Origin of the sequence: Pseudomonas sp. SZ57, assembly GCF_009495975.1 — a bacterium.
Lineage (GTDB): Bacteria > Pseudomonadota > Gammaproteobacteria > Pseudomonadales > Pseudomonadaceae > Aquipseudomonas > Aquipseudomonas syringae.
The window spans coordinates 73,527-97,786 of record NZ_WIBD01000003.1 but is presented as its reverse complement, the minus strand read 5'-3'; the positions used below and the strand labels follow the sequence as shown (position 1 = coordinate 97,786).

General features: G+C 52.4%; 18 protein-coding genes. 10 read left to right on the top strand and 8 right to left on the bottom strand.

The genetic code is table 11. The features are described from left to right. Window positions 1-44: 44 nt before the first annotated feature. Genes GE543_RS04070 through rfbA form a run of 7 tightly spaced genes read left to right on the top strand, consistent with a single transcriptional unit; the run spans window position 45 to window position 9,241 of the window. Window positions 45-2,687, top strand: coding sequence for a glycoside hydrolase family 99-like domain-containing protein (locus GE543_RS04070; protein WP_046236403.1), 2,643 nt, complete (start codon window positions 45-47; stop codon window positions 2,685-2,687). Between the two features lie 14 nt (window positions 2,688-2,701). Beyond that, window positions 2,702-4,087, top strand: a complete 1,386-nt coding sequence (locus GE543_RS04065) for a glycosyltransferase family 2 protein (RefSeq protein ID WP_153220848.1) — start codon at window positions 2,702-2,704, stop codon at window positions 4,085-4,087. Between the two features lie 35 nt (window positions 4,088-4,122). Further along, entirely contained in the window at window positions 4,123-5,289 is a 1,167-nt protein-coding gene (locus tag GE543_RS04060) for a nucleotide sugar dehydrogenase (RefSeq protein ID WP_046236401.1), read from the top strand. Between the two features lie 23 nt (window positions 5,290-5,312). Continuing rightward, entirely contained in the window at window positions 5,313-6,308 is a 996-nt protein-coding gene (locus GE543_RS04055) for a class I SAM-dependent methyltransferase (RefSeq protein ID WP_153220846.1), read from the top strand. 40 nt (window positions 6,309-6,348) lie between these two features. Beyond that, complete coding sequence (gene rfbB, locus GE543_RS04050; protein WP_046236399.1) at window positions 6,349-7,449, top strand: dTDP-glucose 4,6-dehydratase; 1,101 nt, start codon at window positions 6,349-6,351, stop codon at window positions 7,447-7,449. Further along, window positions 7,446-8,351, top strand: a complete 906-nt coding sequence (gene rfbD / locus GE543_RS04045) for a dTDP-4-dehydrorhamnose reductase (RefSeq protein WP_046236398.1) — start codon at window positions 7,446-7,448, stop codon at window positions 8,349-8,351. Before rfbB ends, rfbD begins: the two co-directional genes overlap by 4 nt. Before the next feature lie 8 nt (window positions 8,352-8,359). Further along, window positions 8,360-9,241, top strand: a complete 882-nt coding sequence (rfbA, locus tag GE543_RS04040; RefSeq protein ID WP_046236397.1) for a glucose-1-phosphate thymidylyltransferase RfbA — start codon at window positions 8,360-8,362, stop codon at window positions 9,239-9,241. Window positions 9,242-9,350: 109 nt separating this feature from the next. Here rfbA and GE543_RS04035 read toward each other — a convergent pair whose 3' ends face one another. The 7 genes from GE543_RS04035 to GE543_RS04005 form a co-directional block, all read right to left on the bottom strand. Further along, the gene (locus GE543_RS04035; protein WP_046236396.1) at window positions 9,351-10,817 is read right to left on the bottom strand and encodes a hypothetical protein; all 1,467 of its coding nucleotides are present in this window, start codon (window positions 10,815-10,817) and stop codon (window positions 9,351-9,353) included. Next, window positions 10,814-11,668 carry a polyprenol monophosphomannose synthase gene (locus tag GE543_RS04030; protein WP_046236395.1) on the bottom strand — a complete coding sequence of 285 codons (855 nt, stop codon included), beginning with the start codon at window positions 11,666-11,668 and terminating at the stop codon, window positions 10,814-10,816. Before GE543_RS04030 ends, GE543_RS04035 begins: the two co-directional genes overlap by 4 nt. A gap of 9 nt (window positions 11,669-11,677) precedes the next feature. Beyond that, window positions 11,678-12,151, bottom strand: coding sequence for a GtrA family protein (locus GE543_RS04025; protein ID WP_225651098.1), 474 nt, complete (start codon window positions 12,149-12,151; stop codon window positions 11,678-11,680). Window positions 12,152-12,423: 272 nt separating this feature from the next. Beyond that, window positions 12,424-14,949 carry a glycosyltransferase family 1 protein gene (locus tag GE543_RS04020; RefSeq protein WP_046236394.1) on the bottom strand — a complete coding sequence of 842 codons (2,526 nt, stop codon included), beginning with the start codon at window positions 14,947-14,949 and terminating at the stop codon, window positions 12,424-12,426. After that, on the bottom strand, window positions 14,949-16,613 hold the full coding sequence (locus tag GE543_RS04015; RefSeq protein WP_046236393.1) for a class I SAM-dependent methyltransferase: 1,665 nt from the start codon (window positions 16,611-16,613) through the stop codon (window positions 14,949-14,951). The genes GE543_RS04020 and GE543_RS04015 overlap by 1 nt, the downstream gene beginning before the upstream one ends. Further along, complete coding sequence (locus GE543_RS04010) at window positions 16,610-17,827, bottom strand: ABC transporter ATP-binding protein (RefSeq protein ID WP_046236392.1); 1,218 nt, start codon at window positions 17,825-17,827, stop codon at window positions 16,610-16,612. The genes GE543_RS04015 and GE543_RS04010 overlap by 4 nt, the downstream gene beginning before the upstream one ends. Next, window positions 17,824-18,618 carry an ABC transporter permease gene (locus tag GE543_RS04005; protein WP_046236391.1) on the bottom strand — a complete coding sequence of 265 codons (795 nt, stop codon included), beginning with the start codon at window positions 18,616-18,618 and terminating at the stop codon, window positions 17,824-17,826. The genes GE543_RS04010 and GE543_RS04005 overlap by 4 nt, the downstream gene beginning before the upstream one ends. Before the next feature lie 511 nt (window positions 18,619-19,129). Here GE543_RS04005 and gmd point away from each other — a divergent pair. From gmd to GE543_RS03990, 3 genes are all read left to right on the top strand, one after another. Continuing rightward, entirely contained in the window at window positions 19,130-20,161 is a 1,032-nt protein-coding gene (gene gmd / locus GE543_RS04000) for a GDP-mannose 4,6-dehydratase (protein ID WP_003408569.1), read from the top strand. Beyond that, window positions 20,161-21,057, top strand: coding sequence for a GDP-mannose 4,6-dehydratase (locus tag GE543_RS03995; RefSeq protein ID WP_153220842.1), 897 nt, complete (start codon window positions 20,161-20,163; stop codon window positions 21,055-21,057). Before gmd ends, GE543_RS03995 begins: the two co-directional genes overlap by 1 nt. 115 nt (window positions 21,058-21,172) lie before the next feature. Then, window positions 21,173-22,285: a glycosyltransferase family 4 protein gene (locus GE543_RS03990; RefSeq protein WP_153220840.1), complete on the top strand. Its 1,113-nt coding sequence runs from the start codon at window positions 21,173-21,175 to the stop codon at window positions 22,283-22,285. Window positions 22,286-22,348: 63 nt separating this feature from the next. On the opposite strand, the gene GE543_RS27765 is transcribed toward GE543_RS03990, so the two are convergent. Continuing rightward, complete coding sequence (locus GE543_RS27765; RefSeq protein ID WP_370737603.1) at window positions 22,349-23,374, bottom strand: methyl-accepting chemotaxis protein; 1,026 nt, start codon at window positions 23,372-23,374, stop codon at window positions 22,349-22,351. Window positions 23,375-24,260 lie beyond the last annotated feature (886 nt).

Here is a 24,260-nt window from a genome sequence, read left to right as displayed (position 1 = left end):
GACGCCATATCGTCTAATTAAATCTATTCACAGGCTTGCACTTTATGAAAAATGTCCCGATCCAGTCTTTGATGACTCAAGCAAACCTCGCGATGAGAGAGCATGATTACGACAAGGCCTTAGAGCTCTATACGCTGGCAGTTGAACAAAACCCCTCTATAAGTTCACTTATTGAATTCAACATAAAGCTCGCCAAACAGCGTAGAAACGCAACCGAAATACTCGCTGCTGCGGCAGCTCAGCCCGCTCGCCTTTCACAGCGAGAGTTCATTGAACACGCTGCGCCGGTTGAAATGCCGCCCCTAAGTGAGTCCGCTGGCGCTCCTGTGAAAATCATTGACGACTATACGTGGCAGCTTGATTTTAGCGAGCTACCGACAGAAACAGTCATTACTTTTGAAGCAAAACCAGAAACGGAAAAAGATCTTATAAAAGACCTGGCCCTGGCGATACGCAGCCATAGCAGGGTTGATGATGGCGTCGATTACAGCTACGCAAGTGGAGCCTCTCCAAAAGTAAACTCCTTCGTTTACGAAGCGATAGCAGCTTCGAAACTCTTCGATAAAGCATGGTATGTAAAAACTTATCTGGACGTCGCGCTGAGCGGCATAGACCCCGTCATCCACTATATGAGATACGGCTGGAAAATGGGCCGAGACCCTAGCACCAAATTTTCGACCATCGCTTATTTTGAATTAAATCCAGACGTTTATTCAGCACAAATAAACCCGTTAGAGCATTACATTTTCCAAGGCCTCATGGAAGGCCGAAACTTCAAACGATTCTTGAAAATTGAAGAACTGGGAACTATCGACAACCCTCCGATCAAACGCGGAACCTATAGCTTCATACCGGAGAAAACAGTTAAAACGATTTGCCTTTTTCTTCCTCAATTCCATGCCATACCTGAAAATGACAAATGGTGGGGTAAAGGATTCACTGAGTGGACTAATGTACAACCCGCGAAACCTCAGTTCGAAGGTCATTATCAACCCCATGTCCCTCATGAGGACGTGGGCTACTACAACTTATTGAAACCGGAAACTTTAAAACGCCAAATCCTTCAAGCTAAAGATTACGGCATTGATGGTTTCTGCTTCTATTTCTACTGGTTCGACGGAAAACGTCTGCTTGAAAAGCCTATAGAAATGTTTCATAAGGACAAAAGTCACTCGATGCCTTTTTGCCTTTGCTGGGCCAATGAAAACTGGTCCCGCCGTTGGGACGGTAACGAGTCCGATGTGTTAATGGCACAAAAACACTCTGACCAAGATGACTTGAAGTTCATAAAATACATAAAGAAATATATTTCTGACAAAAGATATATTTGTGTAGACGGTAAACCTTTGGTCGTCGTTTATCGACCAGCCGAACTTCCGGATGCAAAACGAACTGCTAAAATCTGGCGTGATTACTGCCGAAAAGATGGCATAGGCGAAATATACCTTGCCATGACAAACTCTTTTGAAAAATCTCACCCCGATGAGTTTGGCTTTGACGCTGTGGTAGACTTTACACCCAATAGCGCTGGACTTTCGCCCTCGTCTGCATTGTTGGAAAACCTGCCCGATGAATTTGAAGGTGGATTATTCAACTACGAAAACCTGGTCGTTCAAAGCGATAACTACCGAAAAGAAGACTTCACTATATTTAGAGGCGCATGCCCTTCATGGGACAACACCGCACGTAAAAAGAACAAAGGCTATATCTTCCTAAACAGTTCACCTCTGCTCTATCAGAAATGGCTGGACAACTCCATCAAATATGTCAACGAATACAACAAAGGCAGTGGCGAAAACCTGATATTCATCAATGCCTGGAATGAATGGGCAGAAGGTGCTCATTTGGAACCTGACCAGAAATATGGTTACGCTTACTTAGAATCAACTAAAATGTCTTTGGTAAAGGCTGCGGCAGTCAGAGCTGAAAAAATAAAAGAAGACAATAATAAACTGGCTATCGTAATCCATGCATTTTACGTAGACATACTTAAAGAGTTCATTTCAAAAATCCAGGAGAACGCATCCTCCTTAAAAATAAAACTTTACGTTTCGACGCCTCATGAAAACGAGAAAGAAGTAGAAGCACTGTTGAACGATTCAGGCTTACCGTATCTATTGTCTGGCGTTCAAAACCTAGGCCGAGACATACTCCCTTTCATGCACCTCGCACGAATCGTCGCGAAAGATGAATATCCCATCATCTTGAAGTTGCACACTAAACGATCCAAGCATCGCGAAGACGGTGATAAATGGCGTAATGAACTCGTTGATAAGCTAGTGAGTGATGGGGCGTTGTATAAAAATCATCAGGCACTTATCAAGAACCAACGCATCGGCGTTTTGTCGCCTAGCGGACACCTTGTACCCTTGAAAAATCATTGGGGCGGCAACGCTGAAAACTGCGCACGGCTCGCCAACCGCCTGGGCTTCGAGTTTGAAGAAATTATTGACAAGGAATTTCCCGCCGGAACAATGTTCTTTGCTCAAACGAAAGCATTATTGCCGCTGCTAAACCTTGCTATTGATGAGGGTGACTTCGACGAAGAGTTAGGGCAAACAGATGGCACCTTCGCCCACGCCATTGAGCGCATTATCTCGATTAGTAGCCTTGCAGCAGGACTCGAAACGGTCGAACAGGTGAGCAAAAAATCCAAAAAACCATACGCTTTTGCGAAAATTGGTTAAGGAATAAGCAGGTCATGAGTATAAAAATAAAACTGGCTGCTATTGCGAAAGACGAAGGAGCCTATATACCTCAATGGATATACCACCATTTGTTTTTTGGATTTGACGAGATTGAAATTTGGTTAAACAACACCACCGATGTCTCTGACCCGATGCTCACTGTATTAGCGGAGCATTACGGGTCTGACGTGATCAAATTCAGGAACGCAGATGCGTTCCTGAAGCAATGCCTGGAAGAAGATTTGCCGTTTCAACAAAGAGTCTACTCAAAGATTTATTTTGAGACATTACTGGAATCAACGTGTTCTCATATTATGTTTCTTGACCTCGATGAGTTTTGGACTCCAAGAAACTTCAAATCATCGATCAAAGATTACATTCTTGAGTCTGCATCATTTGATGCTATCTCATTCCAATGGGCTATAGACTCACCTGACCGTTTCAAGCACGTTTTTAGCCCACCGTTTTCTAACATTAATATTGTCCAAAAGAACAGGCACCTAAAAACCCTTACCAAACTAACAACGCAAATGGAAGAGCTATCTATACACAACCATCTGATTTATGAAGGGCTCTACCTGCTCGATAATAAAGTTGTGTTCTCTGGAGATGACGAAGAGACTCAAAATAAATCATTAGCTCCACTTGCGTTTTTTGAGGAAACAAAGGCGTCGTTAAATGACGATGCGTTTATTCTTCATCAGATCAACAGATCCTCCCTAGAATACCTGTCATCCTTACTGCGTGGCCGTGGTCATAAAAATGATGACAATGTATTTAAAGCAAATAGAACAGGCTACTTGGCAGATCTGGATTCAGGTCCTGGCATTCCTTTCAAAATTGACGCTCTCTTGCTTGAACACTACGACTCAGGCTTTGAAGACTTCTTGCAAAGAACGGGAATCAGAGCACTGCTTGCAGAGGCCAGGCACTTCATTTTTGAGCGGTTTTACAAAGCGGTTGCATTAATTAGGGCCAACCCTGACCTATTGCCCAGATACAGAGAGCAGCTTAAGGGCGTTAAGATAAATGATCTTATTTCTGAAGCTCTAAAAGTGGAGAGTGCTTTTCTTTCGGTTGACGTGCTACTTTTGACTGAGCACAACCGATCTATACACGTCGAAGGATGGACGTTCGACACCCTGTCATGCTCCAAACCGGAGGTTTCAGTTGTTTATAACGGCAGCGCTGACATTCATATACACATAGACTATATTCATCGACTGGATGTTCTGGAACTCTATCCCGACGCTGACAGTGACGCGGGCTTTGTGATGACCCTAACCAAAAGCACATCAGAATCTTTTTATCTGTCAGAAGAGATCAGGCTGCTTTTGACTTATGCATCTACTCACAAAGAAATAATACTTAACCTTAATGACCTACAGACCTCACCGTAGACTCGTCACTCTAGCACTACTAAAACGAGCGTCAGATGAAAATTGCAATTGTCGGAACAGGTTATGTTGGCGTGTCGAATGCCATACTGCTTGCTCAACATAACGAAGTGATCCTTCTGGATGTCCTCAAAGAGAAAGTGGACGCTATAAACTCTCGCCATGCGCCCATGTCAGACCCGGAAGTCAAAGATTACTTATCGTCAAGAATTCTGAATCTACGAGCTACGCTCGTTGATTCGGAGGCCTACTTGGGAGCCGACTACGTCATCATCGCGACGCCTACCGACTATGATGCTGTCACAAATTTTTTTGACACCTCATCGGTTGAATCAGTAATTGCTAATGCACTTCAAATTCACGCTGGCACTACGATAATAATAAAATCGACAGTCCCTGTCGGTTTCACCGAACGCATGCGCATCCAGTTTAATTATAAAAATATAATTTTTTCTCCTGAATTTTTGAGAGAAGGCCGAGCACTCTATGACAACCTTCATCCGTCAAGAATTATTGTGGGTGACCGCTCGGAAAAAGGACAACGCTTTGCTCAGCTCCTACTGGATGGCGCTAAGAAAAAGGACACGCCTGTCCTGCTGACAGAATCAACAGAAGCTGAAGCTATCAAGCTTTTTGCCAACACCTACTTGGCCATGCGCGTAGCTTATTTCAATGAACTGGATACCTATGCCGACATTCACAATCTGCAAACAAAACAAATCATTGAAGGTGTGAGTCTTGATCCGCGCATAGGGGAACACTATCATAATCCTTCATTTGGATACGGAGGGTATTGCCTGCCTAAAGACTCCAAACAGTTATTGGCCAACTATGCTGATGTACCTAATACTCTTGTGCGGGCAATTGTCGAGTCAAATGCCACGCGAAAAGACTATATCGCCAATGCGATTTCGAAACTGAACCCCAAGACGGTCGGCGTTTATCGGCTTATCATGAAGGCAGGATCGGATAACTTTAGAACTTCTTCAATACAAGGCGTCATGAAAAGGCTGATCGCCAAAGGCATTAACGTCATTGTTTATGAACCGGTCCTGGAAGACACAGATTTTTTTGGATCAAAGGTTATTGAGAACCTGAACGATTTCAAGAGAATGTCGGATGTTATCGTTGCCAATCGATTGTCTGCGGACATTATGGATTGCCTGAGCAAGGTATACACCCGAGACTTGTTTGGTGAAGATTGAGTCGCACCAGAGGATTATGTGCCATGAGTGAGCTAAAAAGCCTTCAAGATCTCTATATGTGCCATCAAGGTTTCATTTCAGACAAGTGGAGTCTTTACATTCCAGCCTATTCTCGCTTGTTCAACTCGCTACGGGACAAGCCTCTGGCATTGCTTGAAATTGGCGTGCAGAACGGTGGATCGCTGGACATCTGGAGTCAGTATTTTCCAAAAGCCACTCACATTATAGGCTGTGATATTAATCCGGCCTGCTCCCAGCTTGAATATGCCTCTGGCAACATCAACATTATCATAGGCGATATCAATCAGCCCAACACATTGTCTTCCATTGCTTCACTGTCGAGCGAATTCGATATTATCATTGACGATGGATCCCACCTCAGCTCAGACATCATAAAGTCGTTCAGCAATCTGTTTTCTCGCCTGCGCTACGACGGTATTTATGTCGCGGAAGACCTGCACTGCAGCTACTGGGCTGACTATGAGGGCGGCCTGGATCATCCGACATCTTGCATCAACTTCTTCAAGGCCTTGTCTGACATCATTAACTACGAGCACTGGGGTCTCCCCATCTCACGACTCGAACGGCTTTCTACTTTTTGCATCACAGAGCGTCTTACTGAGGAGCTGTTATCGGAGATCTACTCGGTGGAGTTCATTAACTCTGTGTGCATCGTCCAACGCAAAAAGGCTTCGGAAACTCAGTTGGGGGTTAGAGTGGTCAAAGGTGACAGAGATCTGGTAGTCCCGGTTCAACACCTTGATGGCTCGGTGAGCAAAGCACCGACGCAACGCTCTTATGCTAGGTCCCCAGGCTCAGAGAGTAATTCCGAAGCCGACAGTAAAAACCCTGTCACTGCCGAGTCAAAATATGATAAAAAAGACGTCGATTTTGCAGACGAAACAGCACTTATTTTCGCCCTCGAAGCCGAAAAACTGCAATTGAGCGAGCGGCTTCAATCCATTGAAACACAGTTAGCGGGTATTAACGACGCACGACTCAAGAGCGGCTTGGTTTAACGCGCAGCCTTTGATCAAACACTAATTCAAGAGACTCTCAATGATCCTAGTCACAGGCGGAGCCGGCTTCATCGGCTCGAATTTCGTTCTGCAGTGGTGCGCTCGTAATGGCGAGCCGGTATTGAACCTCGATGCGCTGACCTACGCTGGCAATCTGGCCAACCTGCAGTCGCTGGAAGGCAACGAGCAGCATCGTTTCGTTCACGGCAATATTGGTGATGCTGCATTGCTGGAGCGGCTGTTTGCCGAGCATCGCCCGCGCGCGGTGGTGCATTTCGCTGCAGAATCGCATGTGGATCGTTCGATTACCGGCCCCGAAGCCTTCGTCGAGACCAATGTGATGGGTACGTTCCGTTTGCTCGAAGCGGCTCGTGCGTACTGGAACGGTCTGGAGGCGGCTGACAAGGCTGCGTTCCGCTTCCTGCACGTGTCTACCGACGAGGTCTATGGCACGCTGGGCGCGAACGATCCGGCTTTTACCGAGACCACGCCGTATCAGCCGAACAGCCCTTATTCGGCCAGCAAGGCTGCCAGTGATCACTTGGTACGTTCCTACCATCACACCTATGGCCTGCCGGTACTGACCACCAACTGTTCAAACAACTACGGGCCTTTCCACTTTCCGGAAAAGCTGATCCCGCTGATGATCGTCAACGCATTGGCCGGCAAGGCGCTGCCGGTCTACGGTGATGGCCAGCAGATCCGCGACTGGTTGTACGTCGAAGATCATTGCTCAGGTATTCGCCGTGTTCTGGAAGCCGGTGCGCTGGGCGAGACTTACAATATCGGTGGCTGGAACGAGAAGGCCAATATCGATATCGTGCAGACCCTGTGTACTCTGCTCGATGAACTGGCTCCGGCCGCCGCACGTCAGGTCATCAATCAGAAGACCGGTCAGCCGGTCAGCACTTATGCAGAGCTGATCACTTATGTCACCGATCGCCCGGGCCATGACCGCCGCTACGCGATCGATGCGCGCAAGATTGAACGCGAGCTGGGCTGGAAGCCTGCAGAAACCTTTGAGACCGGTATTCGCAAGACGGTGGAATGGTATCTGACCAATCAGAAATGGGTGAGTGGTGTCATGGACGGAAGTTACCGTGACTGGATCGTGCAACAGTATGAGGTCAGCGACGCATGAAGATTCTGCTGCTGGGCAAGAATGGGCAGGTTGGCTGGGAGCTGCAGCGCGCTCTGGCACCGCTGGGCGAGGTGATTGCGCTGGATCGTCAGGGTGCCGATGGCCTGTGCGGTGATCTGGCCGATCTGGAACGCCTGGCCGCCACGGTTCGTGCGCTGGCGCCTGATGTGATCGTCAATGCAGCGGCCTATACGGCCGTGGACAAGGCCGAGAGCGAGCCGGATCTGGCAATGTTGATCAATGGCGAAGCTCCGGGCGTTTTGGCTAGCGAGGCTGCCGCACTGGGCGCATGGCTGATTCACTACTCGACTGATTATGTGTTTGATGGCAGTGGTGAAGAACAATGGCAGGAAAGCGCGCCAACCGGTCCGTTGTCGGTCTATGGCCGTAGCAAGCTGATGGGCGAGCAGGCGATTCAGGCCAGTGGTGCCAAGGCATTGATACTGCGCACCAGTTGGGTGTATGCGGCGCGCGGCCACAACTTTGCCAAGACCATGCTGCGCCTGGCCGCCGAACGCGACTCGTTGAACGTGGTAGCGGACCAATATGGCGCCCCCACCGGTGCCGAACTGATCGCCGACGTCACTGCGCAGATTCTGCATCGAGTGCGCGCTGATCAGAACCCGGCAGCCTTGGCAGGTATCTATCACCTGGCTGCTGCTGGTGAGACGTCATGGTACGGCTTTGCACAGTTCGTTCTGGAACACGCCGCACGTAATGGCGTGGCATTAAAGGTAGCACCCGACCAGATCGGCGCCATCCCCACAGAAGCGTATCCAGTGCCTGCACCGCGCCCGCGCAATTCGCGGCTGGCTTTGAGTAAACTCGAAACTGCTTTTCAATTGAAGATGCCGTCTTGGCAACAAGGCGCACAACGCATGCTGGACGAAATCCAGCGCTAAGGACTCTCATGGCTCGTAAAGGAATCATTCTGGCTGGTGGATCGGGTACCCGTTTGCACCCGGCCACGCTCTCTGTCTCCAAACAGTTGTTGCCGGTGTACGACAAGCCGATGATCTACTACCCGCTGTGCACGCTGTTGCTGGCCGGGATCCGCGACATTCTGATCATCTCCACACCGCAGGACACGCCGCGCTTCTCGCAGTTGCTGGGCGACGGCAGCCAGTGGGGCCTGAACCTCAGCTATGCAGTTCAGCCTAGCCCGGACGGCCTGGCTCAGGCGTTCACCATCGGCGCGGACTTCATCGGCAACGATGCATCGGCACTGGTATTGGGCGACAACATTTTCTACGGGCACGACTTCCAGTCGCTGCTGCTCAATGCCAGCAACCGTGAGTCGGGCGCCTCGGTCTTCGCATATCACGTGCAGGACCCCGAGCGTTATGGCGTAGCCGAATTCGATGCCAGCGGCCGAGTGCTGTCGCTGGAAGAGAAGCCGCAGGTAGCCAAGTCGAACTATGCCGTCACCGGCTTGTACTTCTACGACAATCAGGTGGTCGATCTGGCCCGTCAGTTGAAGCCCTCCGCACGCGGCGAGCTGGAGATCACCGATCTCAACACGCTGTACTTGGAGCAGAAGCAACTGCACGTCGAGATCATGGGTCGTGGCTATGCCTGGCTGGACACAGGTACGCATGACAGCCTGCTGGAGGCCGGCCAGTACATCGCCACTTTGGAAAAACGCCAGGGTCTGAAAGTCGCCTGTCCGGAAGAGATCTGCTATCGCGCGGGCTGGATTGATGCCGCTCAGCTTGAAAAGCTTGCGCAGCCGTTGATCAAGAATGGCTACGGCCAGTATTTGAAGAATGTGCTGAAGGAAAAGGTCTTCTGATCTGAATCTGGCGGTTCGAGATGCCAGATCGATAAAGGGCGCGATACCGTTTTTAACGGTATCGCGCCCTTTCGCTGTTTAGCGCTGCTGACAGGAGCTACATCTGGAGTCAGTTGACTTCAAGCACCATTTTGAGCAGTTTTTTCTCACCTACAACGATAGGCTCGGCCTTCTTGACAACCAGTTGGTTATCACCTGTGACACCGAAGTTACCAACGATTTCGTTTACGCAAAGCTCAGTGGTGTCGAAGAAGCAAAGCGCCGTAAATTCGCCCTTGCCCTTTGTCGTTGCCAGGAAGTCATCTCTGAGGACTCCGCCACGAAACGCAGCGCCATAGACGGGCAAATCAGGCTGCAGATGCTTGGTTTCGAATACAGCGGGCCAGACGTCCCAGAAAGCACCAGCAATGACCTCGGCTTTTTCTTCCACAGCCACATTGGCCACGGCACTGGAATTGGAGCGCCATGGTGCACCAACCAGCTCTTTATAAGTCGCTGTGAAACCACCCAGAGGAAAAAATACACAGTACACCAGTGCAAGCCCCGGGATGAGCAGTGCGTACTTGTACCGACCCAGCATGAGTGTACGGGTGATGACAAAACCGAACACACTGGCGATGATGAGTTCGCTGGTCAGGAAATAACGTATGTTATGTAGGTTCATTTGAACCCATAGTGTGTTGGCCAACAGTACAACGATGGCCAACGCTACGCACAACACGCCGCTTAATTCAAGAAACTTTTTCTCTGCCGATATCTGATAACAAACGAATGTGATAGCGAGGAACAGCAGAAATGCGCCAAGTTTAAGATTCTGATAAATGACATGCAGGGCATCAATAACGGCCTGAAGCGATATCAAAAGACCTAGCTCAGTAGGTGCCACGCCATAGGTCTGGCTATGATAGCGCGCGATCAGAACCGCCAGGCAATTGATGACAAAAAAGGAAAGGTATCGTTCCCAGGAAGGCCACCTCAAGACGCCAAGCAGAAAGATCGCCGGGATCGCGTAGGTCAGTAACGCATAGTTAGTGGCGTAAGCGACACTGCACACAAACAACGCAATGGCAGCAATCACAGGCTTTGGTAGTTTTGAGTAGGTCAGTGCGTAAGCGAAGGCCAGCATGACCAGCGATGTACCGAACGTATTGTGCTGAACATAGAAATTGAAATGAGCGTATTGGCTCAGGCAAGCCAGCAATATGACGTTGGTAATTGCAATTGCGACCAACAGAAACTTCGGGCTTCTGTTGAAGAAGATCAATATGCCCAACGGGGACAGATACGCGAACAGGCTTCGAAAAAAAACCTGCACCCTCAAATTGGTCTCCACATCTGTAAATGGCGAGGCCAGTGCGGGTATGAAATTCAGCAGGCGGTCCTGGCCCCAGAAATACCAGGTCAACTTCTGGGTCGACATCAGCGAGGTCAGGATCCCATCGCCATCCTGAAACCCGGCTAACGCCTGGGTAAGCGGGAATATCGCACCCGCAATTACACCAGACATCACTATAAGCAGAACACCTAGCAGCAGCTTGCGACGCTCATCACTATCACTGGTCGAAGTGCCTGTCATACGCTTTTCGCACCATGCTGACGGTTACCGCAGCTCAAACAAACGTCATCCTTGATGCCTTTTGCGCTCGGCTGATCTACTTTGATCAGCGAGAATTCACATTGGCATTTCTCGCATTTCATTATCACGTTGTTCACCGCAGGAGAAATCTTGGTGAAATGACTGATTGCCGTCAGCCTGAGCAAATTAGCGATGCCGCGGAAGATTTCCAGTGGAGGAATCTTCGATACACCAGCATTGCGCTCATGGAAGTGGATCGGACGTTCGGATAGTTTCAGGCCATGTCGGTAAGCCTGAACAATCACCGCGAGGAAGAATGAGTAGCCGCCCACGACCAGTGTATCGAAGTCGATTGCATTCAACCGGCTGACGCGAAACGCGCGAAAAGAGGTAGTAAACTCGGTCAGCTTGATGCCAAGCAACAGCCTGGCGGCTTTGTTTGCTGCCTGACTGACACGCAGACGATATCCGGTGTAATCGCACTTTCCGCCTTCAGCGTAACGAGAGCCGATGACCAGATCTGTCGTGGCATCCAGAGCACCAATCAGCTTCGGGATGTCGGCGGGATCGTGGGAGTGGTCGCCATCCATGGTGACCAGAATGTCGTATGAATGAAAAATCGCATACTTCCACGCCAGAAGGTGGGCAGTACCCAACCCCAGTTTTCCTGGACGCACGATCACTTTCAGGCTTGGCCTGGCCAAGGTGGCCAGAATATCGAGGGTGCCGTCCTTGCTGCTGTCATCGACCACGAGGATGTCCGCATCGGGTGCGGCAGCGGTGATCCGCTCAATCATGGACGTTACGTTGCCTGCCTCGTTATAGGTGGCAAAAAAAATCAATTTTTTCATTATTTTTGCTTAATTCTGTTCAATTGGCTTGGGTTTTGGAGACAGCATTTTCCAAACGAAGTTATAGGACATGAAATAATTCCAGAGCGAACCCACCACGATGCCACACAGCGCGGAAATCATAGGCATCTGTATCCGGTCGTAGACCTCTCCAGAAATCAGCAAGCTCAAACCCAGCCCAAGAGAAGTGATCGTCAGATAGATCAAATACCCGGCAATGATTCGCTTGCCGGCCAGGCTTGTCTCACGATAGGTCGACTTGTTGTTCATCAGATAGTTGAAGCTGGCAGCAACGATCATCGCGCCCGCGTTGGCGTACCGGAAGCTGTCCGTCGAGGTCAGCATGAGTGTTTTGAGAACACTCATGTGTACCAGAACGCCAAGTGATCCAACGATCAGGAATGAGATGAGTGATAAGGGAAATATCCCTCGGGTAAGTCTGTAAGCGAGGTTGGCGATTCTTCGTATTAAATTAGGTATCACGCTGTTCACTACCGTATTGAAGGTTTTGACGCTGACAAACGCTGATTAACGCGCAGAAATCGCCCAAAAAATAGGCCGGAATGATAGGGTTTTTAGGCCTATCTAGCAAGTAACACGGCGTTACAACCAGACCAAACGACAACACACGCCACCTCGTACAAGGTCCCGATGAACGCCTACGAGTAAGCACCACGACCTAAATCTCACACCGCTTTCAGGCCACAGGACTGCTCCTGCAGCACATGATCAGAGCTTGAGCCAAGAAGGGCGCGTCAAAAAGCGTACTTTTCTATCTCGCCAATGAGCTGTTGCGCGCTACCTTTCCAGGTAAGCCAAGGCATCTCGCCAGACTGTGGGTGTTGCTTCTGCTCGAAAAGAATCAGCCACTCAGTCAGGCTATCGGCGACGTCCTGCGCAATCGCGCCATTGAAATACCAGGCAAACTCACCCGCCACCTCGCGAAATACAGGCAAGTCTCTTGCAATGATCGGCAGTTTGTATTGCGCTGCTTCAATCAATGGCAGACCAAAGCCTTCACCGTAGGAAGCTGCTATCAGGCAATCGGAATGGTTATAGAGATGCTCGAGATACTCGTCACTTACCCCATCCAGCCACAGCAATTGCTTGCCCAGTTGCTCATGGCTCATCAGCCGCGCCGCCAGATCATCCACCAGCCAGCCGTGCTTGCCAACGATGATCAGATTCGCCTTGACACCTGACGCCCACAGCAGCTCGAACGCGTCCAGCGTCTGCGCATGCCCCTTACGGGGTTCAAGTGTGCCTACCATGAGAAAGTTCGGGAACGGCTCAAGCGACTCGATGCGAAGAGCAGGATTTTCCGGAAAGCCGGTGGACGGCATTGACTGGTCGATATCTGCGCCTAGATGAAAAGCACCTATGCGGAAAGGGCGAGTACGCGGGGGAGCATTGTGCTCCAGCCACTGGCGCATTTCGTCTGCAACCGCATGAGATATACACATCGCGCCATCGTACTGGGCAACTGCGTGAATCCACTTCACGTAATGCGCCTGCAGACTGTCAACAAAACAGTGCGGCAGTTGAAGAATCAGAAGATCGTAGACAACGAAGAAGATGTTGACCCCATGGGCCTGCATCGTATCCAGATAAGTCTGCTTATGTGGCAGAACATCCATCAACAGATCGAGGCAAAGGTAGGTATCACCCGCACGGTAGCTGATGACTTCGTCCTCTTCTGCTTCACTGGCCTCCTTACCCAGAAACAACGTCGTGAACTGCGCTGCATACCGGTAAAAAGGCTCACCTGCCTTCGTATAAATCGGCTTGACAACATAGCCCTCAGGAGCGTGGTTCAGCCATTCGGCCAGGATGCTGCGTACAACTCGCTGTATTCCGCTCTTGCCGTCATGTTTGCACAATTCCGAGATATCAACGAACAGCGTTGGTTTATCTGCAGGGCCCTGCAAAGAAAAATCAATGGCTTTGGCAAGGCGCGGGATATCCAGATCTCCAGAGCCCAAGTGCCCTGTTGCGGCCAATGCGTCAACCAGAGCCAATGCACTATCTTTTTCCGGAGATATTCTGTCAGCCGAACGTCTGAAATTGGCCAGAGCCTGTTCGAATGCCTGGACCGAGGCAATGCCAGTGCGACCCCATGAGAACTTCTCGGCACGCTGCAGACCATGGCTGACAAGGGTATTTCGGAACGAGTCATCGTTGAGTACGGTACGGATTTTCTCGGCAATCGCCTTAACGTCGAACGGATCAAACGTCGCGTCATGCCAACCGATGACCTCTGGCACGCTAGAGGTATTGGCACCTATTACCGGCGCACCACACTTCATCGCCTCGAGCGGTGGCAAACCAAAACCTTCATGCCAAGAAGGAAATACGTACACCTGACATGAACTATATAATGCCACCAGCTCAGCGTCAGTGACATAGCCTGTTAGCACGACATCACTTGGACCCAGGCCAAGCTCTTCGGCGAGTGCCAGATAAGTGTTTACATGGAAATCCGGCATTTTTCCCGCAAAGACTAACTGAATGTCGCTCTGCTCCGTCTTGATCATTGAAAACGCTCTGATCAATTGTGGCAGGTTCTTGCGCTCGTCAGCTCCGCCGGAATAAAGCACGAACCTCTCTCGCAGTCCGAACTTTTTTTCAAGATCAGCGCGTTCATCAATACTCAAGGTAACCGGTTGAAAAACATCGTCTGCGGCTGTCGATACATTGACGATCTTAGAGTTATCAAGCGGCAGCAGAGACAGCGCCTCTTCCTTCGCAAACTCCGAAATAGAAAGCAGAAGACCGTAGTGTTTGAAGTCCTCAACCTTGTTCAGATAATGCTTTTTGTAGACGGGATTATTGTCTAAGTATTTCTCCGGACTAACAAAGGGGATCAGATCATACAGTGTCGAGCTGACCAACGATGTCGTGTCCAGGAGAGGGCTGCCAATGACCGCATCGTCGCCATACCCTTCGACCGCGCTAGTGACATGCACTACATCCGGCTTCAAGTCGCTGATGCAGGCTTGCCGAATCCGCTGCGCCACATCCCTCCTGACAACATTGGCCGGATCCATATCAGATACCGGCCCTTGGGCATACCATACACGTATATGACTCTGCGGCAGCAAGCCGACAAACGCTGCGCGGATGCTTTCAATACTTTCGCTAAGCATGCCGTTGAGGACCAGATAAACCTCGTGATCACCACGATTGCGCACAATGCCCATCGCCAGAGAAAGACTATAACGACCAATACCGCGGAACCGGCTTTCTGTTTGTGCGCCCTGCATGTCAATTACGATGCGCATTATTTTTGCCCTCTAATCATAGCTTCCCTGAGGGCATTCTCGATGGTGCGGCCTCGCTGGGTCAGTGGTGCGTGATCAATCACGCCGTGCGGTGGATCGCTGATAATGGTTTCAGGTGCCGGGTTCACAGTCGCCTGATGCATTCCGCTCAGCTTGGCGTGAAGCCAAGGACTCGACTTCAAAACCGCGAGGACTGGACGTTCGATTGCGGGTCTACGTGCCAGCCACAGCCGCGCATGTGGAACGGTGCGACGTAATGCCTGGCCGAGCGTAGGACGACTGCGGCGGAACGGCCAGTAAATGCAGCGCGCGATGAACCGCAGCGGTGCAGTAAGGCGCCAGGACGTGCTCCGGTGCACCGCATTCAACTGCTGCTCATAGGCTGTAGCGCGCAACCACCAGTGATGTGCATTGCCCAGCGACGCATTCAAACGTGCATTCAAATCGTCAAGTTGCGCTTGCGCCTGAGCCTGCTCTGCCTGTCCATCAGTTAAAGAATCCCGAGTCAGGAGTTCAATCCTGGTCTGGAGCTGCCCTATGGTGGCCAAGGCTTCATCAATACGATCCTCTGCCTGCTTTACATGATGGAGCGTGTCTTCCTGCAACAACTGCACAGTGTGGTAGCGCGACTCCGCAAGATCAGCGCGCAAGCCGATCTCTCGCAACTGCGCGTCCATGTACGTATAACTCTCTTGAAGTTGGGTATTCATGCGCTCATGAAGCTCTTGCAGTTGAGCATCCATTCGTGCGTGATTTATATCAGTACGTCCTCCAAGCTCATGAACGACAACTTCCAATTGCTCGCTGTGCTGCACGGCATGTTCAGTGTCCTGCTTGGCTTGCTCGCTACGAAGCGTTAGCTGTTCTAAAAGAGCTTCCACGTTCTGATTACGCTGCTCAATCTCTTGGAGTCGATTCAAGGCCTGTTCATCATATCGCTTGGCAAGCGTATCGAGCGCAAGGCCGTAGTCCGTCGAAAACGCACTGTCAAAAAGCTCGAGCTGTTCAGCTGATGCCATTTTTTGAGCGACAATCGCATAATCCGGACTAGCCCCGCCCAAAACATCCATCAGATCAACGGGACCGCCATTTGCCAATACCGAAGGTTCATGAAGGCGCATCAGCTTCGATCGACTGAACCCGGAGAATTCGATCAGAAAATCCAGTAACAAGTGCGGAATCGGGCGTTCATGAGTCGGATCAAGATAGAAATTGTGTGTACCTACTACCAGATTCTCTGCGTTGGGCGTCTCGAGAATCAGTAGACCTGCCGGCTTCAATACTCGTAGTGCTTCTGTGACCAGGACTTTCAGATCCTTGAAGGGTATGTGCTCTGCAATGTGAAAGCCTGAAACAAGTGCCTGGCTTTCGTTGGGCAGTTTTTTCAGCGAACTGAGTGCATCACCCAGTTCAACGGGCAAACCGCGCTCGGTACACGCGTCGAGCATACCTTTATCCATATCTATACCGAGCGGAGCGAAACCGGTCTGAATCAAGATTTCGAGCCATTCTCCGCGACCACAGCCAAGATCCACAGCCTTGGACTCTGGATACAATCGTTCCAGAGGCTGAATGAACGGAAAGTATGCCTGCTGCCGCTCGTGAATCAACTCACGGGAACCACGATGGCGGTCCTCAAAGGCGCGATAGAAAGGAAGGGTCATCGATTGCACTCCACAACAGGCGGCAGCCAGGCCAGTCCTACAAACTCGCTTTGCGAAATATTGACTACGTTAAACACGAGCGTCAGATCTACCCATTCATAGTTGCGTGATAAATGACTGTCCGTTGTATGAAGCGCTACCGCAATCGAGTAAGAGCCCGGACCGAGGTTGGCCGCAAAGCTGAACACATAGTCCAACGACTCGCCTGCCTGTAGATCGACAACCTTGCACCCCATATGGTGAGTGTTGGTGCCGTACACTGGCTGCCCAAGACGGTCCTTGATCAAGTACCCCACCACCAGCTCGGGGATTGCGCTATTCACTTGAGCGTTAATACGCAATGAAACCGGCTCACCAACAGACACATATTCAATGCGTTCGCCCGCAGCGTTATGCAAAGTAACGGGGCCTATTGTGGCCTCGCCGCTACCTGACCGCGTCTGCACAACACCCTCCTCCAGCTCTCGAGTCTGCACGGTGGCGTTTTCTTTTTCAGCGATCAAAGCATTGTAAAAGTCCATGACCTCTTCGGGCTTGCCATCCTTGATGACGGTGCCTTTTTCAAGAAGGATCGCTCGATTACACAATGCCTGAATGGACCCACGGTCGTGCGACACGATCAACAGGGTTGTGCCTTGCTTTTGAAACTCGCGTATGCGGTCAAAGCTTTTGTGCTGAAAATAACTGTCACCTACCGACAAGGCCTCGTCGACAATAAGGATCTCAGGCCTGATGGCAGTAGCGACGGCAAATGCCACACGCATCTGCATACCACTCGAATAGGTGCGCACCGGCTCATCGAAATAGCTTCCGATCTCCGCAAAGGCTTCAATCTCGCTGATAACGGTATCTATCTGGTCGGCATTGAAGCCCATGAGGCCTGCCGCATGATACACATTCTGACGGCCAGTCAGATCAGGGGTAAAACCCATTCCCAGCTCAAGAATCGCAGCGATGCGTCCATTGACCTGCACATTGCCTTCAGTCGGCTGCAGGGTGCCAGTTATCATTTTCAACAGTGTCGACTTGCCCGCGCCGTTCTGTCCGACAATGCCTATAGCCTCACCCGGGTGAATCGAAAAGCTTATATGTTTGAGAACCCAATGTTCCTCTTTGGGCTTGGTACTCAGCCCAAACCAGCGAGCGATACGCTGAAACTCGGAGGCATAGACGCGATAGGCCTTACCCAGATTATTGACACTTAGCAGGCTCATAGTACATCCACCATTTCCGGCGCCGCCCGGCGAAACATGAAGAGGCCCAACAGCATCAACCCAACAGCAACAGAGGCAGTGACGGCCATACTTTGCAGATCAGGCGCTCGCGCATAAACCAGAACATCGTGATAGGCGCTGACGATCGGAAACATGGGATTGATGCCCATGACACTCTTGAATTGCTCAGGAATGATGTTGAGCGGGTAGACAATCGGGGTAAACCAGAACCATACCTGCAGCAGAATGGGAATGACCTGGCCAACGTCGCGTATGAATACGTTCAAGACGCCCAGAATCAACCCCAGCCCTACGGCCAGCGCAGTAATCACGATAGTCAGCGGGATCAGCCACAACATTTGCCAGTGCGGCCATTGTCCCAACGCTGCGAAGACCAGCAAGATGGCGGCAAACAGCAGTACGTAGTTGAGCAGGCATGAACCCGCGACAATCACCGGCAATGTAATACGCGGAAAGCGCATCTTTTTCATCAGGTTGCCCTGATCGATGAACAGCGTCAGGCAACGACCGATGATCTCAGAAAAATAGCTCCAGGCCAGCATACCGGCCATCAGGTAGACCGCGTAGGCATACTTGTTGTCGATGCCAGGTAGTTTGGCAGCCAGAACGTTGGAGAGAACCAGCGCGTAGATCGCAACCTGTGCCAGCGGGTTGATAATCATCCACAGGCCACCCAGGCGGCTACGGGAGAATCGTGCGGAAAACTCATTGCGTATAGATGAAAAGACGAATCCCCGGTAACCCCAAAGGCTTCTGAACAGCTCCAACATTGATGACTCCTGAAAAGGGTGAAGTCGTGCTTACCCTGAGTGTTTCCGTTTCGCGCAACGTTACTCAAGGCCTCAATCGAGGCTCGCCCTGTGAGAGGCATACGAAGCCACGATACGTAAAAAGCAGAAAAGGTTTCTGGGGGCGCACTATATCGCCTTCGCTGGAATAGTCACCGTCTAGTCTACAAATCCCCGCTTTATAGCTGAATTGTTCATGAAGCCCAGCCGGGTCTGACGGTGGAAAACATCGAAAAATCAGCTATTTTCTGGCAAGCCAGCGCCCGTTTGAAAAATGACGGAGATTGAAGACTCCCAATGATGCCTCATGGCCATAGCGATTGCACCGCCAGACACTCCGGATCGCGGATCACTCACTCTTGAAAGCTAAGGATCTATGGGTGAAACAGTCGTATATAGGCTTTCTAACCTGTATCATTGCACACCAGACATACAGTACAAGCCTCGATAATAATCCGGGGCCCCGTTCTTCGATGGAGTTAAAAGACATAGCATGAAAGCAATCATTACCGGCATTACTGGTCAAGACGGCGCTTACCTGGCTGAGCTGCTGCTCGAAAAAGGCTATACCGTTTACGGCACCTATCGCCGTACCAGCTCCGTCAATTTCTGGCGTATAGAAGAGCTCGGGATCCAGAACAACCCTAATCTGCATCTCGTCGAGTATGACCTGACTGACCTGTCTGCCAGCATTCGCTTGCTGCAAACCACGGGCGCTACCGAGGTCTACAACCTCGCGGCACAAAGCTTCGTGGGCGTGTCGTTCGAACAGCCGTTGACCACTGCCGAAATCACCGGCATCGGCGCAGTCAACCTGCTGGAAGCCATCCGCATCGTCAACACCAAGATCCGTTTCTACCAGGCGTCGACTTCCGAGATGTTCGGCAAGGTCCAGGCCATCCCGCAAGTAGAAAGCACTCCGTTCTACCCGCGCAGCCCGTATGGCGTCGCCAAGCTCTACGCGCACTGGATGACCATCAACTACCGTGAGTCGTACAACATCTTTGCCACCAGCGGCATTCTGTTCAACCACGAGTCGCCACTGCGTGGCCGTGAGTTCGTGACCCGCAAGATCACCGATTCGGTTGCCAAGATCAAACTGGGCCTGATCGAGTCGTTCGAACTGGGCAACATGGACGCCAAGCGCGACTGGGGTTTTGCCAAGGAATACGTCGAAGGCATGTGGCGCATGCTGCAGGCTGATGAGCCGGACACCTTTGTCCTGGCCACCAACCGCACTGAAACCGTACGCGACTTCGTGAGCATGGCATTCAAGGCCACCGGTGTGACCATCAAGTGGGAAGGCGAAGCCGAGTCGGAAAAAGGCATTTGCGCGGACACTGGCAAGGTACTGGTTTCGGTCAATCCGAAATTCTACCGCCCAACCGAAGTCGAGCTGCTGATCGGTAACCCTGCAAAAGCCAAGGAAGTCCTGGGCTGGGAACCGAAGACCAATCTGGAAGAGCTGTGCCGCATGATGGTCGAAGCGGATCTGCGTCGTAATGAAAAAGGCTTTTCGTTCTGATGAGTATTGCCGGCAAGCGCGCACTGATCACCGGAATCAACGGCTTTACAGGCCGTTTCATGGCGAACGAGCTTGCCGCCCAGGGCTGTGAAGTCCTCGGCGTCGGCAGTCAGCCTTCGGACAGTCCCGGCTACTACCAGGTGGATCTGGCAGACGTGGCAGGTCTTCGCAAGCTGCTGGCAGACACTCAGCCGGATATCGTCGTGCACCTCGCAGCATTGGCGTTCGTCGGGCATGGGGCAGCGGATGCTTTCTATCAGGTCAACCTGATCGGCACCCGCAACCTGCTCGAAGCGATCGATGCCTGCGGCAAGGTGCCTGACTGTGTGTTGCTGGCGAGCAGCGCCAATGTCTACGGCAATGCTTCCTCCGGCATGCTGGATGAAACGACTCCGCCCGCACCGGCCAACGACTATGCCGTGAGCAAACTGGCGATGGAATACATGGCGAGCCTCTGGCAAACCAGGTTGCCCATCGTCATCGCCAGGCCGTTCAACTACACCGGCGTCGGGCAGGCAGAGAACTTTCTGCTGCCCAAGATCGTTTCGCACTTCGCACGCAAGGCCAGCACCATCGAACTGGGCAACCTTGATGTGTGGCGTGATTTCAGTGACGTGCGCGCTGTTGTCAGCGCCTACCGCGGTCTGCTGGAAGCCCGCCCGGTCGGGCAGACAATCAACGTCAGCTCTGGCGTGACGCACTCGCTGCGCGAAGTGATCGACATGTGCCGGGACATCACGGGTCAGGATATCGACGTTCAGATCAACCCTGCGTTTGTCCGGGCCAATGAGGTCAAGACCTTGTGCGGCAACAACGCTCGCCTGCGCGCGTTGGTCCACGACTGGGAGACCCCGCCGCTTCGGGAAACCCTGAGCTGGATGTTGCCCTCCGCTTGATTGGTGGGCAGTTACAAAATAAGGCCTGTCTACCTGGTAGACAGGCCTTTCCTTTTTAAACACCCTTAAAGCCCGTGGTGAACGACTCAGCACGCATGGCTGAATCAGGCAGACGATGATCAAGGTTCTTCACTTCTTCAAAACCTACTACCCGGACACCACCGGCGGGATAGAGCAGGTCATTTTCCAGCTCGCTCAGGGCTGCCGTGCGCAGGATGTAGAAAGCCAGGTGCTGACGCTGAGCCCATCCCCCTCACCCGCTCGCCTGCAGGTCGCCGACCACCAGGTCACGCGCGTGAAGGAAAACTTCAATCTGGCGTCCACGGGCTTTTCTGCCAGTGTTTTCAGTCAGTTCAGGGAAATGGCCGCAGAAGCCGATCTGGTTCATTTTCATTTCCCCTGGCCGCTGATGGATCTGGTGCATTTCGCCACCCGCCATGGCCGGCCAACGGTGCTCAGTTATCACTCGGACATCATCAAGCAGCGCACACTGCTGAAGCTGTACAGCCCGTTGATGAACCAGTTTCTCCAACGCATGGACCGTATTCTGGTGGCCTCGCCCAATTATCTGCAGACCAGCGAGACCCTGAAGCCCTTCGCCGACAAGACCGTGGTCGTGCCCTACGGGCTGGATCAGTCGGCCTATCCGGTGGTCCAGGCGCAAAAACGTTCAGAATGGCAGCAGCGCGTGCCGGGCAAGTTCTTTCTGTTCGTCGGCGTGCTGCGCTATTACAAGGGCCTGCACACACTGCTCAGTACCTTGGAGGGCGTTGATTACCCGGTGGTGATACTCGGTGGTGGGCCTCAGGAGGCCGAGCTCAAGGAACAGGCCGAGAAACTGCAACTGCGCAACGTGCTGTTTCTCGGTCGACTGGACGATGAAGACAAGGCGTGCCTGCTGCAGATGTGTTACGCCCTGGTCTTCCCTTCCCACCTACGCTCGGAAGCATTCGGCATCTCGCTGCTTGAAGCCTCGATGTACGGCAAGCCGATGATCTCCTGCGAGATCGGCACCGGCACGACCTACGTGAATATCGACGAAGAAACCGGTCTGGCTGTACCACCGGAAAATCCGCTGGCGTTGCGCGAAGCGATGCGCCGCTTGTGGGAAGACCCGCAGCAAGCGGCCCGCTTTGGCGAGAACGCGCTGGCACGTTTCCACGAGGTGTTCACCGCAGAAAGAATGTGCGCGTCGACGGTGCAGGTTTATCACGACCTGCTGAAATGAATATCGTCTCTCGATGAATAAAAAAGCCCCATCACTGGGGCTTTTTACTGACCACTTGGCGTATCACCCCAAGCGAAACCGCGCCGTATTGTCATTCAGCGCCCGACTGCCCTGACTCAAGGTATCCGCCGCCTGATTGACCGCACGGGCACCTTCCAGCAAACGCCCTGCGGCCTGATCGACCTGCTGGATGTTGCTGCTCACTTCATCAGCGGTCGTCGCCTGCTCTTCCACGGCGGTCGATATCTGCGCCAGCGTATCGGTCACACCCTGCACTGCCGTGGCGATTTCGCCCAGGCGGACGCCCAGACCGGTCACCGACTGCGCATCGTTGACGGCTTGTCCACAGGCCGCCTCCATCAGGTTGACCGCCTGCGTCACGGTGGAGCGCAGGCTGTCGACCGTGCCGGCGATCTGAGCGGTCGAGGCCTGGGTGCGCTGGGACAGGCTGCGCACTTCATCGGCAACCACGGCGAACCCGCGGCCTTGCTCACCGGCGCGTGCCGCCTCGATGGCTGCGTTGAGGGCCAGCAGGTTGGTCTGTTCGGCGATACCACGAATGGCATCCACCACCGATTGAATCTGCTGGCCCTGCTCGCTGACCCGGCCCAGCGCGGCGGCAGTTTCGGTCAGCCGCTGATTGAGTTGCTGGATGCTGTCGGTGGTGCGCTGGCTGTCCTGGCTGCTTTGCTGAGCAATCTGACGGGTCTGCCTGGCGCTTTCCGATGCCTGTTCACAGCTTCTGGCCACGCCCTGAGAAGTGGCAGCCAGTTCGGTGGCTGCTGCGGCGATCTGACTGATCTGTTGTTGCTGGTCTTCGACCTCACTCAGCGTTCCACTGGACTGGGCATTCAGCGTCAGCACCGCATCGCCGACGCGAACCGTTTCCTGATTGACGCCCAGCAGGCTGGTACGCAGTTGCACCACTGCGACGTTCAGCGCGCGGCTGATGGCAGCCAGCTCGTCACGGCCTTGCACAGCGACTTCCACACACAGATTGCCGTCACGCAGGGATTCAGCCAGCGTGGTGATGCCTCTGGCGCTGTTGCGAATCGAGGATTGCAGACAGGCGAACAGATAGATCGCCATGATCACCAGAACGCAGAAGACCACCGCCATCGGGATGAACTCCGTGTTGGAAGTCTCATGGTAGTAATCGAGGCGTCCATTGAGCGCGTCAAGCGACTGCCTGCGCAAATCTGCCGTACTGCCGGTCAGGGTGTCGATGCTCTTCTCAAACTCTTCCGGCTTGAGCTTGATACTGCCGCCGAAAACACCGTCATCAATCACCTTAAGCTGTGCTTCCAGCACTTGCATTACTGCAGCGTACTTGTCGGCCCACGGCTGTAACTGCTCGGGAAGCTTGGACAGCAGCAGGCCGGCAGCCTTTTGCATCTGGTCCTTGGAATCATCGATGCGACCACGCAGGTCGCGCATTTGCAGACGGCTCTGCAAGCTGAACTGTCCCGATGCCACCGACGTCTGCCCCACACTCGACAGACGACCGATACGCTCGATCAGGTCCGGCACTTGCTGGGTGGAGAGCTGCATGAGCATGTAGGTTTCAAGCCAGGGGTCGAGAATCAAACCGCTGTCCATCGCGATCTGCTCGCGCAGTGCCTGAACCAGGTTCAGCACCGTAGTGAATCGGTCGTAGCCATCAGGCCACCAGCCGACCGTGCGCAATGATGCCGTGTCCAGACCGGTGACGGCGGCTTGAAGCGCCTTGAAACGGTTCATGGTATCGGCAGGTGCTTTTTCTTCGACCAGTACCGCCTGAACGCCATCAAGCGCCTTGGCAATACGAGGGATGCCTGCATCGACGCTGGCCATCGCTGCCTTCGCTGCCGGGGTTGGTTCGCGCAGGATGTCGGCCGCTTTCCAGCGGGCGGCATGGTCGCGCTGGGCGGAGAGTTCGATGTTCAGATCGTCGAGCGCCAGCAGTTGACGCACGCCGGATTGCTCCCCGGAAATG

What these genes read in the sequence shown, in the direction of transcription:
- rfbD (WP_046236398.1), top strand. Translation starts at nt 7,446, where the DNA reads ATGAAGATTCTGCTGCTGGGCAAGAATGGGCAGGTTGGCTGGGAGCTG.
- GE543_RS04010 (WP_046236392.1), bottom strand. Translation starts at nt 17,827, where the DNA reads ATGAGCCTGCTAAGTGTCAATAATCTGGGTAAGGCCTATCGCGTCTAT.
- GE543_RS04035 (WP_046236396.1), bottom strand. Translation starts at nt 10,817, where the DNA reads ATGACAGGCACTTCGACCAGTGATAGTGATGAGCGTCGCAAGCTGCTG.
- GE543_RS04070 (WP_046236403.1), top strand. Translation starts at nt 45, where the DNA reads ATGAAAAATGTCCCGATCCAGTCTTTGATGACTCAAGCAAACCTCGCG.
- GE543_RS04005 (WP_046236391.1), bottom strand. Translation starts at nt 18,618, where the DNA reads ATGTTGGAGCTGTTCAGAAGCCTTTGGGGTTACCGGGGATTCGTCTTT.
- GE543_RS04060 (WP_046236401.1), top strand. Translation starts at nt 4,123, where the DNA reads ATGAAAATTGCAATTGTCGGAACAGGTTATGTTGGCGTGTCGAATGCC.
- GE543_RS03990 (WP_153220840.1), top strand. Translation starts at nt 21,173, where the DNA reads ATGATCAAGGTTCTTCACTTCTTCAAAACCTACTACCCGGACACCACC.
- GE543_RS04055 (WP_153220846.1), top strand. Translation starts at nt 5,313, where the DNA reads ATGAGTGAGCTAAAAAGCCTTCAAGATCTCTATATGTGCCATCAAGGT.
- rfbA (WP_046236397.1), top strand. Translation starts at nt 8,360, where the DNA reads ATGGCTCGTAAAGGAATCATTCTGGCTGGTGGATCGGGTACCCGTTTG.
- GE543_RS03995 (WP_153220842.1), top strand. Translation starts at nt 20,161, where the DNA reads ATGAGTATTGCCGGCAAGCGCGCACTGATCACCGGAATCAACGGCTTT.
- GE543_RS04030 (WP_046236395.1), bottom strand. Translation starts at nt 11,668, where the DNA reads ATGAAAAAATTGATTTTTTTTGCCACCTATAACGAGGCAGGCAACGTA.
- GE543_RS04020 (WP_046236394.1), bottom strand. Translation starts at nt 14,949, where the DNA reads ATGCGCATCGTAATTGACATGCAGGGCGCACAAACAGAAAGCCGGTTC.
- GE543_RS27765 (WP_370737603.1), bottom strand. Translation starts at nt 23,374, where the DNA reads ATGGCGATCTATCTGTTCGCCTGTCTGCAATCCTCGATTCGCAACAGC.
- GE543_RS04065 (WP_153220848.1), top strand. Translation starts at nt 2,702, where the DNA reads ATGAGTATAAAAATAAAACTGGCTGCTATTGCGAAAGACGAAGGAGCC.
- gmd (WP_003408569.1), top strand. Translation starts at nt 19,130, where the DNA reads ATGAAAGCAATCATTACCGGCATTACTGGTCAAGACGGCGCTTACCTG.
- GE543_RS04015 (WP_046236393.1), bottom strand. Translation starts at nt 16,613, where the DNA reads ATGACCCTTCCTTTCTATCGCGCCTTTGAGGACCGCCATCGTGGTTCC.
- rfbB (WP_046236399.1), top strand. Translation starts at nt 6,349, where the DNA reads ATGATCCTAGTCACAGGCGGAGCCGGCTTCATCGGCTCGAATTTCGTT.